The organism is Ohtaekwangia kribbensis, assembly GCF_042676245.1.
Lineage (GTDB): Bacteria > Bacteroidota > Bacteroidia > Cytophagales > Cyclobacteriaceae > Ohtaekwangia > Ohtaekwangia kribbensis.
In genome coordinates, this window is record NZ_JBHTKA010000016.1 from 135,159 (window position 1) to 150,355 (window position 15,197).

Genomic DNA, 15,197 nt, shown 5'->3' on the forward strand with positions numbered 1-15,197 from the left:
ATCTATTCAAATAATGTTATAGTATACACGGATTAGATGCGAAATGATTTAGGTGCACTGCCGGTCATACGCTTGAAGAAATTGTTAAAGTATGTTGGGTAGTCAAAGCCGAGCGCAAAGGCAATTTCACCTACACTCCAGTTTGTATGTTGTAAAAGCGCTTTCGCTTCAACAGCTACCCGCTCGGATATATGCCGTGTAGTAGATTTACCGGTTACATGTTTCACAGCACGATTTAAATGATTCACATGTACTGCTAATTTATCAGCATAGCCTTGTGCTGTTTTCAACTGAAGCGGACGATCGATCTGTTCGATCGGAAATTGTTTTTCCAACAGTTCAATAAACTGAATGGCAATTCTGGAAGATGCATCCTGGTGCTTTGCAAACTTTTCAGACGGTTGCATCTTGAGCGCTTCGTGAATGATGAGATTGATATAGTTTCGTATCAGGTCATTTCTGAAAGCATAAGCAGTTTGCTGTTCAACGATCATGCGTTGAAATAAAGACGAAATAAAATCACGTTGTTGCTGATCGAGTGAAAATATAGGCGTGCCTCCCAGTTTAAAAAGTGGCGATTCCTGAAGACTCTCTGAGCGATCTTTTGCTTTGAAAAAATCTTCCGAGAAGAGACAGGTATATCCTGTCTGCTCGGTGGTATTTTCCCATGAATACGGAATGAGCGGGTTGCCAAAGAACAATGTTGTTCCGCTAACTTTATAGCCTCTGTCTGCATATTGTATTACCTTTTCCCCGGTAATCATACATATTTTATAGAAGCTCTTCCGATCGTACGATCTCAAAACGCAGCTCTTCGTATCGACTTCAAAAACACTGAATTCATGTTGCTTCAGGTCTTCGTTGATGTCCAAAACATTGAGAATAGTTCGCGTATTCATGTTCAACATGGTAAGGTCTATCCGCGCCTTTGGCTGCCAGCGTGTTTCGAGGCAGCATTACTTCCAACAGTAAAAAAGCGAAATGCCAAAAATAGTTCAGGTAGTGGCCCGCTATATAAGATATTCAAACAGGAATTTAAGCTTTTCAAACAAAGCGTGAAATAGCGAACATTTGTAAAATAGAAGAGCGTCCAGATACACGTAGTTAAATGTGCCTGAACGCTCCGGGTATAAACTTGTATAGGATGATCAGCAGATCATTGTTTTAATCAAGCTGCTGGTATGTAAAATTTCTGAAGGTTACCTCTCCCGTGCCTATAGAACAGAGCCCGATCCGTAGCCCGATAAAACCTCCGAGCGCGTTGTGATTATAGGAGGAAACTTCAAATGAATTCTCTGTCTTGTTCCATTTCTCTCCGTCCGTGCTATAGTACATATCCACGGTGTTGTTGATATTCCGGAGGCGTAGTATAACGTGGCGTTGAATTACTTTTTTTTCTGCAGGAAACTGCCAGCCTTTAAAATTGGTGAGTATATTTTCTTTATCTGCCAGTATACCGGAATATGCAACGTTGTTATAGAAGAGTACAAGTCCACCCACGGCATCACCCTCCATGGACAGTTCAACCTGAACGGTATAGGAGTGATCTGATGGCACGCAAAGTAATGGAGAACTATCGGGCACACCATTTCCTTTAGCTTTAATGACTAAACTTTTATTGGCGAGGTGGAAGCGTGTTGTATCATAGTTTTGAAAAAACTTCCATTGTGTTTTTAATTTCTTTCCGTCAAAATTATCGGACAATGAAAATATACCGGGCAGTGCTGTTCCTGCAGGTTTCGTTATTGTTTCACTGGTATTGTCCTTCACCTTGAACCATCCGTCCTTTGTCCACTCTACTGGTATGAGTAAAGTTTGTCGTCCCATATTATAGAAACCATTTTCATACGCATGGTATACCATCCACCAGTTTCCGGCTACATCATCCACGAGTGTACCATGTCCTTGCGACCACCACTTTTCAGCACTGCTATTGGTTCTGATGATCGGGTTGTAGGGTGAATTTTCCCAGGGGCCTAATGGCGATTTAGAGCGTGCAGAAATTACCATGTGACTGGTTGCCGGTCCTGCTGTTCCTCCTTCGGCTGAAGTGAGGTAATAGTACTCACCATGTTTCATGAGTTTAGGACCTTCCATGCAGAAGCATTCAATGCTCCAGTCGCGTGGTATAGGCCAGCCGTTATAGGTATGCCTGAATTCTCCTGCAACCGAAAGACCATCATCCGACAGCGGCACGTAGCCACCGTTGCTGAAGTATAAATATCGTTTGCCTTTGGTATCAGCAATATGTCCCGGATCAATGTTGCCGATTTTCAAATCAACAGGGTCACTCCACGGACCGTGAATGGAATTGGCCGTAATAACGTAGTTGGTATTGTTGGCCGGAAAGTATATATAGTATTTGTTCTTGTACTTAACGAGATCGGGCGCCCAAACGGAGCCTACATACTTATGCAATGCATTGGTAACGGGTGTCCAATGGATGAGATCTTTTGAATGCCAGATCATGAGTCCCGGGTAATATTCAAATGATGAATGAACTATATAATAGTCGCTTCCATCGCGTAATATACTTGGATCAGGATAATCACCTCTGAAGATCGGGTTTACATAACCATCGTTCTTTTTTTCTTTTGTGTTGACCTGGGACTGAGCATTGGCGAATAAACTCAGTAATGTGAGAAGTGTGAGGAGACAAACCTTCATAGTTTTTATTAGAGCTATATATGGATTGTAAATTTATTCTAATTTTCCCCAGGAAAACAATACCCATTTGGTGGTACGATTACGATATTATAAATACTGACTTCGTACAATTTAATTAGCCGTCAACAGGTATAGTTTGATGCAGAGCAAGTTAGACGATAACATTTGTTGCGCCTGTATTAAAATCAAACAATAGTGAGAGCCCGCGCGTCCACCCTGATCAAGTTACGCAATTCAGTCCACTTTGTACATAATATAGTTAAACAGCCACGGTATTAATTGTCCTGATAAATTTTGCCGGCACTCCGCCGGCAATTGTATTGGCAGGAACATCTTTGTTTACCACTGCACCTGCTGCCACAATTGCATTTTCGCCTACCGTTACACCCGGTAATATAGTGGCACCTGCACCGATCCATGCATTTCGTTTTATGAGTATGGATTTCAGATCAAGTTGTTTTCTTCTTGCCGGATCAACAGGATGGTTTTCGGTGATCAGGTTTACCCTCGGCCCGATCAATACATCGTCTTCAATGGTTATTCCGCCCATGTCAAGGAAGCTGCAGGCGTGGTTGATAAATACATTCTTACCGATGCGTATATGCTGACCGAAGTTTGTATGGAAGGGTATAGATATAGTGGTGCTGCTATCAATCTGACATCCGATAATTTCACTGAGGCGTTCCCGAATCTGATCGACATCGGTAGCACTGTTAAGCGCTGCCGACAATTGCATCGTTCGAAAAACTACTTTCCACGCATCAGCCATCTCATCATTTCGAATTATACCTCCGGCAAGCATTCTTTCAAAAAGCGTAGTATTGTCCCGATTCATATTTACCTGTTTATCTCCTTAATAATTTATATATATAGTTTCTAGCGCTCCTGGCGAAGCTCAAACGTCACCTTCACATCATCTGATCCCAATGCAGCCGCCAGCCCTGTTGGATCATCAATCTTCCCGACTTTCGTATAGGTATAGGATGTGGAAAAGCTTTTGTAAAACAGCACGATGGTATTGGCACCCCACAGCATCAGGTCTCCTGTTTTTATAGTGCCAGGGTTGGATGCATTTGCCTGTAAATCAGCAGGCAGGCGAAAGTACTTCTCATTGCCGTTCAACTCAGTCATGTTTATGGTAAGAGGCAACATGGCTTTAAATGCCATAGCCGTAGCATTGTCCAGAAGAGTTGCTGTAAAAATTTTGTCTCCGGTTTTAATATTGATGGTGCCAGGCATACGAGGGTTGTTTGAGCTAATGTTACTGTCTTGAAAATTTTTATATACCAGTATGGTGTTGCCCGCGATCAGGAGCGGAAGTATACAGATAAGGATGTTGAAAGTATATTTCATCGTGCTGGTATTAACACATTGCTTCTACACGATAACAATATGTATTTTGAGATTTATCCATTTATAAGCAGTGGATAATCAAAATTAGCGCAGCAGCGTCACTTACGGTTAATAAAAAACAAACTGATTCTTAAGATTTTCAAACCAGGCAGACACAGGTTGCTTTCATATTTTGGGATTCTGGATGCCTGGGTAATAGTTTCACGGCCTGGTATATATTATAATTCAGGAATTGGAAAGTATAGTTTAAAGGTCGATCCTTTGTTGGGTTCACTTTCGGCAATGATCCAGCCGGAATGGTTGACCATTACTTTCTTCACAATCGCCAGCCCTATACCACTTCCGGCAGATTCATGTTTCGCGTGTAATTTGTGAAACACCTCAAATATCTTTTTAGAATATTCCTGAGAGAACCCTATGCCATTATCAGCAAAGGATATTTCGTAAAAGTGTTGATGCGGTGTGTCTGCCTCTATAGCTATTTCTTTATTCCGTACTTGCCTCAGCGTGATTTTTATCGTCAGCTTTTCTGACGGTTTGGAGAATTTTATAGCGTTGGTGAACAGGTTCAGAAATAATTGGTAGAGCTGATGTTGTATACCGTGAATTACCGGTAACGTATCCGAGTATATATCGGCTCCCTTTTCTTCGATCAGCAATTCAATATCGTTCTTAACTGCACTGATAACATCGTTGAGATTGACCGGTTCGAATGTAATGCGTGAGGAGAGTTCCGAGTAGGCGAGTACATCTTCCATCATCTTCTGCATCTTGGCAGCGCTGTCTTCAATCTTGTGCGAGTACTCCAGTATCTGCGCCATTGATCGGTCTTCTTCGCGTTGCCGGGTCGAGAAGATCCGGATCTTGCGTATCGGTTCTTTTAAATCATGACTTACGATGTAAGCAAAAGCAGAGAGTTCGCTGTTCAGATTTTCCAGTACTTTATTTTGATCCTTTAATACTACAGCGGCAGCCTTCATCTCATCGTCTGCATGTTTGCGTTCGGTGAGATCGCGTGTAACTTTCGAGAAGCCGATCACTTCACCATTGTTGTTGTGCAAAGCTGTAATGACAACACTGCCCCAGAACCTGGCGCCATCTTTCCGCACGCGCCATCCTTCGCTGTTAGCCTTTCCATTAACTTCAGCTTCATGAAGAAGTTTCTCCGGAAGTCCATATGTAATGTCTTCCGGAGTATAAAATGTTTTAAAGCTTCTGCCGATAATTTCAGAAGCGGTGTAGCCTTTCAGGAGCGCTGCTCCGGCATTCCAGTTTTGGACAATGCCTTCCTTATTCAGCAGGAGTATAGCGTAGTCCTGTACCTCTTCAATCATCTTATGATACCGCTCTTCACTTTGTCGCAGCGCTTCGTTTCGTTGCTTGAGCTCTTCGGTATACATGCTGAGTTTATCTTCAGCAATCTTTCGTTCTGTAAGGTCTTTGGTAACTTTCGAGTAGCCGATGATCTGGTGATCATTATTGCGCAATGCCGTCATGGTGATGCCTGCCCAGAAGCGCGTTCCGTCTTTTCGTATTCGCCATCCTTCGTGCGTAATCCAACCGTTATCATGCGCAACTTTTAATATCCGCTCGGGCACATTCGCGGCTTTATCTTCTGCAGTATAAAAAAGTCTGAAACTCTTGCCTATAATTTCTTCCGCTTTATAGCCTTTCACCGTTTCAGCACCTTTGTTCCAGTCGAGAATTTTTCCCTCTTTGTCCAAAAGAATAATGGCATAGTCGTTTACTTCCGACACCATTTTATGATATCGTTCTTCGCTTTGTTTCAGATCTTCATTCTTGAGTCTGAGTAACTCAGCGTAGTTGCTTAACCGATCTTCTGCTTTTTTACGCTCGGTGAGATCGCGTGTAACTTTCAGTATCCCCGTAACAGCGCCGTGGTCATTATGTAACGCTGTAAGCGTAATGCTTCCCCAAAAACGTATACCATCTTTGCGCAGCCGCCAACCTTCGTGATTCGCGCGGCCTTCCTGTATGGCTGTTGCTAAAAGTCTATCCGGTAATCCATCTTCCTTATCCTCCCGCGTATAGAAAACTTTGAAACTTTTTCCGATGATCTCCTCTGCGCTATATCCTTTAATTCGTTCGGCACCTTTGTTCCAGGAAGATATAGTTCCTTGTATATCCAGCAGAATGATAGCGTAATCTTCTACTTCTGCAATAAGTCTTTCAAAGCGGTCTTCACTCAGTTTAAAAACGTGGCTCGCGTTATTGACAGCAGATTGGAAATTCTTTTCAGGTAGATTCTTCATGCGTCAGTACATTGGGCTTAAATATAAAAGCACCAACATATTTTTGTTTAAGAAATGAACGTCATTTTTAATTTTCAGACAATAAAAATTAAACAATATGAGGTGTAAAAAATCATGCCCGATAGATCCGCGATACATTTTTGAAAAAAAAGGAAAGCGGTTACGTAAAAAATGACTTCAATACTTCACGCGTATCGATCGATATAGTGTTCATGTCTCATTATCGATGGAGTCCTATAACTTTTTATTTATGATTAGCGATAACTTCCTTCAACAAAGAGCAAACCAATAAAAGCTCGGCCAGTAATTTTAAGCATTCTTCCCACAGAACGCCTGCTCCGGTAATATCAAAGCCAACGGATATACCACCTGCTATAGAGGCAAGCAATAAAAGTATTCGACTTGTTTGCTGAAGGTGCAGCCATAGTAATGCCGTAACGGCTATGCCTGCACATGCGCCCAGTATAACCGGTAACTCATATAGCCACCGCGATGTTTCATGGGGAGAACTGAAGATAATCTTCTCTTTTATTCGTTCATGAAACATGAAGCGTTCATCCGCAGCGAGTATAAAAAAGAATACAGAAGCTATATACCATGGAAACCAACCTCTGCGCATGCCGGTGATCAGTGCTATAGCGGCTGCCATAGTCAACAATACTCCTGATAACCAGGTGCCCGGTGAAGACTCGCCCGCCAGTATAAGAACCGGGTTGTGCGGGTGCCATGCAAAGGCAATAACAAAGAAGAGTGTAAATAAACCAACAAGCAATACAACGGACTGCGTATACGCTTTCATGTGCAATCCAGGTCTTGTCCCCAATCAATGATTTGCCACGTGCCTTGTATATTGACAAACCACAGGACTTCCGCCAGTGTGTCGCTGCTAATGCCTTCAAAGGTAGCCGATACACAGGCTATATCCGCAATGCCGTCTCTGTTCAGATCGGCTGTCCATACAGTGCTATTCGGATTGTTAACCGTGAACGAAACTTTTGAATCACCCTGGTAGGGTATATATACCGCCAGTATATCTTCGGATTCCAGGCTCGTTGCGCAGGCAAATTCAATGCGCGGCTGATCCGAAACACAACCCAGACTTTCCGGAACGATCTTCACGGTGATCGAAATAAGATGTGCCGGTACAGCACCCCTGGTTGTGAGAAAATATAGCGGTATACGACTGGTGAATTCATGGATGATTGTTCCGATACCATTAACCTCCTGCGGTCCGCTGTCGTACGAACGAAGCGGTGGACCGAATGCTATGGTAGTTTTGGGATGCCGCGCGTGATAGATTGACTTCAACAAATAGTTGGTGTTCTCCGTAACCGAGCACTCGAAACGTGTTTCCGGTTTTCCATCCGGGGAAGTATATACTGCATTATCTTCCGGGCTTAATTTGTAAATGAAAGGTCTTCCGCCCAGGAAGAAAAAGTTACCATCTGTGAGGAGTTGTGATGCACCTGCCGGTGGAAGCGCATAGGTGGATGAGTCTTCTGTACCCGTTACCCGGTTAAGCTGTATAAGTTCAGGACATGCTTCATGCGGTGCTGTTCCGGCCTGCATGGATTTTTTATAGGCTAGCATCGCTTCGTATGCCTTGGTCTCAAACGGTGCAAAGACCAGGCTGTCCTGTAGATCAGAAAGCTCCAGTGTTCCGCGAATTCTCTCGATACTGTCGCGGGTATAGATGGCCTGCCGGGATAAAGTATAGATGTCATGCAAGGGCGAAAATGTTTCCATCGCCAGGCGAATGCTGTCATTGGCAACCCCTTCGTACGCTATCTTTACTTTCACGGCAGATAGTTGTGCTTCCACGACTTCGGTTACTACGCTATCCGGTGGTATAGCTGTAGTTTGATCTTCGTTATCGGTTTTAGGCTTGCAGTAAAACAGGATAAGAAGCGAGAAGATTGATATGAGCGTCAGTCGATATTTCATTATTCGATACGGGCCAGGATTATCGTTTAAATATATAGGTTTCTTGTGTACGAATGCGAAGGCTGGTATAAAGAATTTTGGAGCGGTGGTGCTACATCCGGTTGGTGTTACTGCACGAAAATAGTTCACAACCGTACATAGAGCTGGGTAATGAGAATGTGTATTCTCTTGTGTTATGATTTAACTAATTTTTAACGAATGATGTCGGGTAAAAACAGTTGATTTGTTAAGCGTACTTTCCAAACCCATGCTAGATGAAAAAACCTTCGGTAATATCACGCAGAGATTTTCTGAAATCGGGCAGCCTGGCGGCAGGGGGACTGCTGCTCTCTTTTTCGGTAGGAACGGCTGCTGTTAAATCTTTGATAAATACGATAACAACAGCTTCGTTGAATGCTCATCTGAAAATTGGCGAGGATGATAGTATATATATCATTCTCTCCAAGGTAGAGATGGGACAAGGTATATGGACAACCCTGCCCATGCTGATTGCTGAAGAACTGGATTGCGACTGGAAGAAAATAAAGGTAATGCATCGTCCTTCCGGAAGGGGAGATGATTTCCGTGAATCTATATTTGTTCAATCCACCGGCGGGTCGGACTCCACGCGGTCTGAATTTGATCGTTACCGTCTGGCAGGAGCTACCGCGCGTGAAATGCTGATCGAAGCCGCTGCGAGGAAAATGCAAGTGCAGCCATCATCGTGTCGTACCGAAAATGGTTTTGTTATAACAGGCGAGAGACGCATGCGCTATGGCGAAGTTGCAACAGCAGCAGCTACGCTGCCCGTGCCGACAGTCGTGTTGCGCGATGCTTCAAAATGGAAATATATAGGTAAACCGCAAAAACGCCTGGATAATCCTGAAAAGGTAAATGGCCAGGCACGCTACGGTATAGATATACAATTCCCGGATCTGTTAACCGCTGTGGTTGCTCATGCACCGGCATTCGGTGCCGTTGTAGAATCATTTGATGCGCGCGAAGCCAAAGCTATAAAAGGTGTATATGATGTTGTACAGATTCCGCAGGGTATTGCTGTTGTCGCCACTAACTTCTGGACTGCCAAACAAGGACGTGATGCCTTGAAAATCGAATGGGACTTCAGCAAAGGCCAGCACGTAACCAGCAGCACGCAACGGGATGCATACCGGTCGCTGTCTCAAACAGCCGGAACAGTTGTGCTGCGGAAAGGTTCTGCAGCGGATGCATTAAAAGCAACCAACATTATACTTGAAGCAGAATATACTTTTCCATACCTCGCGCATGCACCGATGGAGCCTTTGAACTGCACGGTAAAGATCGATGCCAACCGCTGTGAGATATGGACCGGTACACAAACACCTTTACTGCATCAACAGGAGGTAGCGGCATTTTTAGGTTTGTCGACAGACCAGGTAATTTTTAATACGCCTTATATCGGTGGAAGTTTTGGAAGGCGTGGCTCATTCGGAGAAGACTGGGTATTGGAGGCCGTACACATTGCCAAAGCGAGTGGTCGCTCTGTTAAATTGGTCTGGACACGCGAGGACGATATAAAAGGTGGTGGCTATCGGCCGGTATATTTACATCGTGTACAGGTTGGTATAGGGCAGGATGGTTTACCTTCAGCGTGGCTTCATCGCATTGTAGGGCAATCACTGTTTACTAATACGGTACTTGAAAAAGATATTGTTGCCAATGGTATAGACTATAGCTCGGTAGATGGTGTAAACGGATCGCCTTACTTCAGCAAGATCAATGATCATACGATCGAGCTGCATACAACCACCAGCGATGTTACAGTTTTAGCGTGGCGCTCGGTGGGTAATACTCATACTTGTTTTGTGATGGAAACGTTGATTGATGAGCTTGCGGTGAAAGCCGGTAAAGATCCGGTTGCTTACAGGCGTATACTCTTGAAGGATCACCCCCGCCATTTGGCGGCACTCAATCTAGCAGCTGAAAAAGCGCAATGGCATAAACCATTGCCGGCCGGCCGATATCGAGGTATAGCGGTGCATGCTGCGATGGGAAGTTATGTGGCGCAGGCGGTGGAGATATCAATCGGGAATCAAAAACTATATATACATAAAGTTGTGTGTGCCATAGATTGCGGCCTGGCGGTTAACCCGGATGGTGTACGTGCCCAAATGGAAAGTGGAATTGTATATGGACTTACCGCAGCACTCTACGGTGAAATTACACTCGAGAATGGTGCAGTAAAGCAAAGTAACTTTCACGATTATCGCATGCTGCGGCTACCCGAGGCACCCGCGATCGAAGTATATATTGTTCCCGCTAATGAACGAATGGGGGGAGCGGGCGAACCGGGGGTGCCTCCTATTGCACCTGCACTTGCCAATGCGCTATATGCCGCTACCGGAAAACGACTGCGTAATCTGCCTGTTGACATGCGCGAGTTGGTGAAATCCTGAGGCGACATGTATATACTATAGCTATAGCATCTGTACCGTACAGCTTTCAGTTTTTGTGTCCAGTATCAGTATTCCTTCATGCGATTCGTCCAGGTGAGCGAGCAGTATACCTTTTGAGTTCCAGGCTGCGGTGTTGCCGGCACACATACCTCCGTCAGCAGCACCAATGGCATTGGACATCAGCACCGGAACATTCCTGGTGCCGGCAATTTCGGATAGCCGTTGCGTTGCTTTATCAACACCGTTCGTAAATTTGGCCACGCTGGCTATATAAACGGCAGCTCCGTTTTTAAATGCTTCATCAGCGTGTGCTTGTACAGACAACTCGAAGCAAATGGCGAAGGCTACGGTGTTGCCTGCTATCGCAATGGTCGGGAAGTTCTGGCCGGGAATAAAAAACTCTTCTTCATCCGGATGTATATATTTCTTTGCGTAGGCCAATCGCTCGCGGTGTGGTTGGAAAAGAATCATGCTGATGGTGATACCCTTTTCGGTTCTGATCGGTATGCCAGCACCAATGGTAACTTTCTGAGCGTTACTGATCGTTTGAAAATCATCAAGCCTGTTGTCGTGCAGATCAACTGCGAGTGCTTTTGCCTGGGGTGGCTCATAACCGGTTAGCGATAACTCCGGAAAGATGATCATATTCGCGCCAAACGATGTAGCCCGGTTTATAAATTCTTTATGGCGAACGATGTTTTGTTGGATATCACCGGTTACCGGCCTGGTTTGAGCCACACAGATTTTCATGCGATCGGTTGTCTTTAAATAATGGTAAAGAAGTATAGCACGGGCATTTTGTTGCTTGCTTTGCGGTTCTATACCATTAGTAATATTACACTATTTGTGATAGTATACCACTTATAGAGTTGTGTTAATTTTATAAGCAGGAGTTCGTTAATACGCGGTGTATTTGTGTTAAATTTGATTTTTCGGTAAACACGACACGGTAAAAACTTCAGTAGTAATTGTCGGCAAACGTGCTATACTGGATAAATCCTAACAGCGGGAAACACTAAATGGACTATATGCAGAAATCTCTACAGTCTTTTTGAATTTATTCACTTCGTCAACGAGCAACCGTATGCCTTCTGAAAAAGGCATTCTCCGCTGAATATAAATCAGATGTGAAGTAAACCTCTTGAAAGTAGCCGTTACGAAGGTCATCCGAGATAAAACAGGTCGGCAAAGGTCAGGGAATTTCTGTGCATGATGTTACCAGCTATATGTTAAGTGCGGGGTGTTTGCTTTTACGCCATCGTAAAGGGAATTTTCTAATCGATTGTAACAGTATATATGAACATACGTGTTCAACTATGGATTGTTTTTTATCTGTTCGCAGCATATCTGCCGCTAACGGCACAGCAGCTCTTTATCCAGGAGTATCCGGTCGAGCTGTATAAAGGCTCATCCCAGAATTGGGATATTACACAAGATACGCAAGGTATAGTATATGTTGGTAATACGGATGGTGTGCTGGTTTATGACGGACTGGAATGGAGGCGAGTTGAAATGCCGGCCGGTGCGTATCCCTTAACAATAACGGCTGATGATGCCGGACATGTATATATAGGATCAATCTCGGATTTCGGGTACCTGGAAAAGGATAATGCGGGTGAATACCAGTATCGCTCACTGCTTTCACTGATTCCTGCAAAGGATCAGCAGAACATGGGGGAAATAAATGATATCAAATCTGTTGGCAACGCGGTATACTTCAGTGATCTGGAACATGTCTATATATATGAAGACGGAGCCATACGTGTCTGGAATGGAGCCAACAATGGCGTGGTTGTTTTGGGAGGTCGGGCTTACATTGTTCACGAGGGGAATATGCACTTGTATCGTGACGGAGTGTTTACGCAAGTGCCATTTGTTTTTCCGGCGGCAGACATCCAGCATCTGAATGATTATTCACCTGGTAAATACATTATAGTAGATAAGGCCGACAGGATATGGATAGTGGATGCAGCGACCGGGGTCCGGCAACCGTTTTCCAGAGAACTTGACAAGCATTTGCAGGGAGAAGATATCAACAAATTTACACTTCTGTCAGAAGGCAGAGTTGCGCTTCTTACCGATACACGGATTCTTATTCTTGGTCGTAATGGTCAATTGTTTTTTACAGTAACCAACGATATGTTGAAGGGTAATCTCTGGTTGCAGGTACTCTATGAAGATAAACAACACAACTTGTGGTTCTCTACAGACGAATCGATCGGAATGATTGCCACCAGCTCTCCGCTGGCATATTTCAGCAAGTATAACGGTATTCAGGGAATTATATTTTCGCAGACGTTTCATGACGGTCATCACTATGTTGGTACCGATCGTGGTGTTTACCGCAGAATGGAAAAGGAAAAATTTACCTATATGCCCGGAACATCCGGCACGGTCTGGAATTTTTATAGCCAGGGAGATATACTATACATTGCACATGAGACTGGTATACTGGAAATGAAAAACGGTGTTTCGAAACGGATTCTTACGGAGCGACACGTTGAAACTTTGTGCTGGATCGGAAACCGCACCGACCGTTTTCTGATGGGTACGTATACTTCGGGTATATGGCTCGTGAAAAAGACAGGAAACGGCTGGCAGAAAAGAAGAATCAACGGGTTTGACGATGAGGTTCGCTATATGCAGATAGACACAACGGGCAGTATATGGATTGGACATTACAGTAAAGGTCTTTGGAAGCTAAAGCTGAATGACGCTATGGATTCCATTATCCAGAAGGAGTATTATAACACGTCACGCGGGCTTCCTTCTGGTGTGGATAACCGGGTTTATAAGTTGAATAGTGATAAGAGTATTGTGTTTGCTACCGCGAATGGTATATATGCGTACAATGCTTTGCGAAATACATTCGAACCTGATAAACGATTTTCGCAACATTTAACCGGAGCCACGATTTACTCGCTGATGGAGACACCCAATGGCGATATTTACTTTCGTGGAAAAAATATAAAGCATAAGAAGAATGAAGTGGCCGGTGTATTAAAAAGGAAGAGTAGTACGGAGTACACTATGTTGACAGCACCGTTCCATAAAATAATCTGGACCGATACAGAGCCCAGTATATATGCTACTGATGATGGTGCCTGGATTGCTAATCATAACAGAGTGATCGTATTTAATCCGCATCGCAGAACGTACTATCACGATCCGTTGTGGCCGTATATTCGAAAAGTAACTGCGCAAGATTCATTGATCTATGCCGCAGGACAAAAAGCCAGGGATATAACGTTGCCTTACGAAATGAATAGTGTGCATTTTCAGTTTAATGTGCCCTACTATGAAAACGTAGAGCGCCTGGAGTTTCAGTATAAATTGCAGGGATTTGACAGGGAGTGGTCGCGCTGGACAACCCAGCATGAAGCGAGCTTTACCAACTTGCCCGAAGGCGACTATACGTTTCTGCTTCAAACCCGGAACATCTACGAGAATGAAAGCCGGCTTGCAAGTTTTTCATTTCACATCGATCCTCCCTTTTACCGTACCGTTTGGGCGTACTTGCTATATATAGGCGTTTTTGCTTTGCTGCTATATGTAGTTGCTATAATAAATACCAAGCGCGTGAAGTGGCAGAACGAAATGCTGGAGAAGGAAGTAAACGAAAAAACAAAAGAACTGCTGGCGATGAATGAAGAGATCATGGCGCAGAATGAAGAGATCTCCATGATTAACGAAGAGGTTAATAAAAAGAATCTTGAAATCGAAAATCAGACGCAGATACTAAAAGAATCGAACACAACGAAGGACAAACTTTTCTCGATCGTATCGCACGATCTTCGCGGCCCTGTCCACCAGCTTCGCGAGATATTTAGTTTGATGGATGCCGGCCATATATCCGGAGAAGAATTTTTAAAAGTGCTGATGCCCGACCTGCGCGAACGCGTAGGGTACGTTGCTGCCCTTACCGATAACCTGCTGCATTGGGCTAAAGATCAGATGGAAGGTATACAAGTGAAGTCCGCAGCGTTTAACCTCAGCGATGTTGTACAGGAAAATATGAACCTGTTCGCTGCGCAAGCCGGCAAGAAAAATGTAAACCTGGTAAACACAACTGCCCCGGAGTGCGAGGTATTTGCCGACAAGGATATGATACGCCTGGTGTTGCGTAACCTGATGAGCAATGCCGTAAAGTTTACACCTTCGCAGGGAAGCATTGAGGTGTCGGTTCAGGCCGATCATCAATATGCCATCGTTTCGGTTCATGACACGGGTATAGGACTCTCGTCTGAAGAGATCGATATGATATTGCGTAAAGATTATTTTACCCGCTACGGAACAGCCGGAGAGAAAGGATCAGGACTCGGGCTGATGCTTTGCCGTGAGTTTATCGAGAAGAACAAGGGCACGTTCATGATTGAAAGTATACCCGGAGCAGGGAGCAGGTTTTCGTTCAGTGTGCCGTTAACGTCCTGCTGCCTTACGCAGATTGTCAATTCTAAATGAACCATCATTGGCAACCTTGAAGCTATATATGCTTTCATGCTATGCCCGGTGTGCACAGTTCCTTTCGAAGATTCTATTTCCCTTC

Annotated in this window: 10 protein-coding genes; 2 read left to right on the plus strand and 8 right to left on the minus strand. The window is 44.2% G+C overall.

Annotated elements, in window-relative coordinates; translation table 11 throughout:
* Nucleotides 1-32: 32 nt before the first annotated feature.
* The 7 genes from ACFQ21_RS29200 to ACFQ21_RS29230 form a co-directional block, all read right to left on the minus strand.
* A complete protein-coding gene (locus ACFQ21_RS29200; protein ID WP_377586139.1) occupies nucleotides 33-899 on the minus strand; it encodes a helix-turn-helix domain-containing protein in 867 nt (288 codons plus the stop codon).
* Nucleotides 900-1,164: 265 nt separating this feature from the next.
* Nucleotides 1,165-2,667 (minus strand): family 43 glycosylhydrolase, encoded by a 1,503-nt coding sequence (locus tag ACFQ21_RS29205; RefSeq protein WP_377586141.1) that lies wholly within the window; start codon nucleotides 2,665-2,667, stop codon nucleotides 1,165-1,167.
* A 259-nt stretch (nucleotides 2,668-2,926) separates the two neighbouring features.
* Nucleotides 2,927-3,502: a sugar O-acetyltransferase gene (locus tag ACFQ21_RS29210; RefSeq protein ID WP_377586143.1), complete on the minus strand. Its 576-nt coding sequence runs from the start codon at nucleotides 3,500-3,502 to the stop codon at nucleotides 2,927-2,929.
* A gap of 41 nt (nucleotides 3,503-3,543) precedes the next feature.
* Complete coding sequence (locus ACFQ21_RS29215) at nucleotides 3,544-4,020, minus strand: cyclophilin-like fold protein (RefSeq protein ID WP_377586145.1); 477 nt, start codon at nucleotides 4,018-4,020, stop codon at nucleotides 3,544-3,546.
* A 218-nt stretch (nucleotides 4,021-4,238) separates the two neighbouring features.
* A complete protein-coding gene (locus ACFQ21_RS29220; protein WP_377586147.1) occupies nucleotides 4,239-6,293 on the minus strand; it encodes a PAS domain-containing sensor histidine kinase in 2,055 nt (684 codons plus the stop codon).
* Nucleotides 6,294-6,537: 244 nt separating this feature from the next.
* Entirely contained in the window at nucleotides 6,538-7,092 is a 555-nt protein-coding gene (locus tag ACFQ21_RS29225; protein WP_377586149.1) for a hypothetical protein, read from the minus strand.
* Entirely contained in the window at nucleotides 7,089-8,366 is a 1,278-nt protein-coding gene (locus ACFQ21_RS29230; protein ID WP_377586151.1) for a hypothetical protein, read from the minus strand. Before ACFQ21_RS29230 ends, ACFQ21_RS29225 begins: the two co-directional genes overlap by 4 nt.
* Nucleotides 8,367-8,491: 125 nt before the next feature.
* On the opposite strand from ACFQ21_RS29230, the gene ACFQ21_RS29235 reads away from it, so the two are divergent.
* The gene (locus ACFQ21_RS29235; protein ID WP_377586153.1) at nucleotides 8,492-10,651 is read left to right on the plus strand and encodes a xanthine dehydrogenase family protein molybdopterin-binding subunit; all 2,160 of its coding nucleotides are present in this window, start codon (nucleotides 8,492-8,494) and stop codon (nucleotides 10,649-10,651) included.
* 21 nt (nucleotides 10,652-10,672) lie between these two features.
* Here ACFQ21_RS29235 and ACFQ21_RS29240 read toward each other — a convergent pair whose 3' ends face one another.
* The gene (locus tag ACFQ21_RS29240; protein ID WP_377586155.1) at nucleotides 10,673-11,401 is read right to left on the minus strand and encodes a carbon-nitrogen hydrolase family protein; all 729 of its coding nucleotides are present in this window, start codon (nucleotides 11,399-11,401) and stop codon (nucleotides 10,673-10,675) included.
* Between the two features lie 546 nt (nucleotides 11,402-11,947).
* On the opposite strand from ACFQ21_RS29240, the gene ACFQ21_RS29245 reads away from it, so the two are divergent.
* Complete coding sequence (locus tag ACFQ21_RS29245; protein WP_377586157.1) at nucleotides 11,948-15,112, plus strand: sensor histidine kinase; 3,165 nt, start codon at nucleotides 11,948-11,950, stop codon at nucleotides 15,110-15,112.
* The last annotated feature ends 85 nt before the right edge of the window (nucleotides 15,113-15,197 follow it).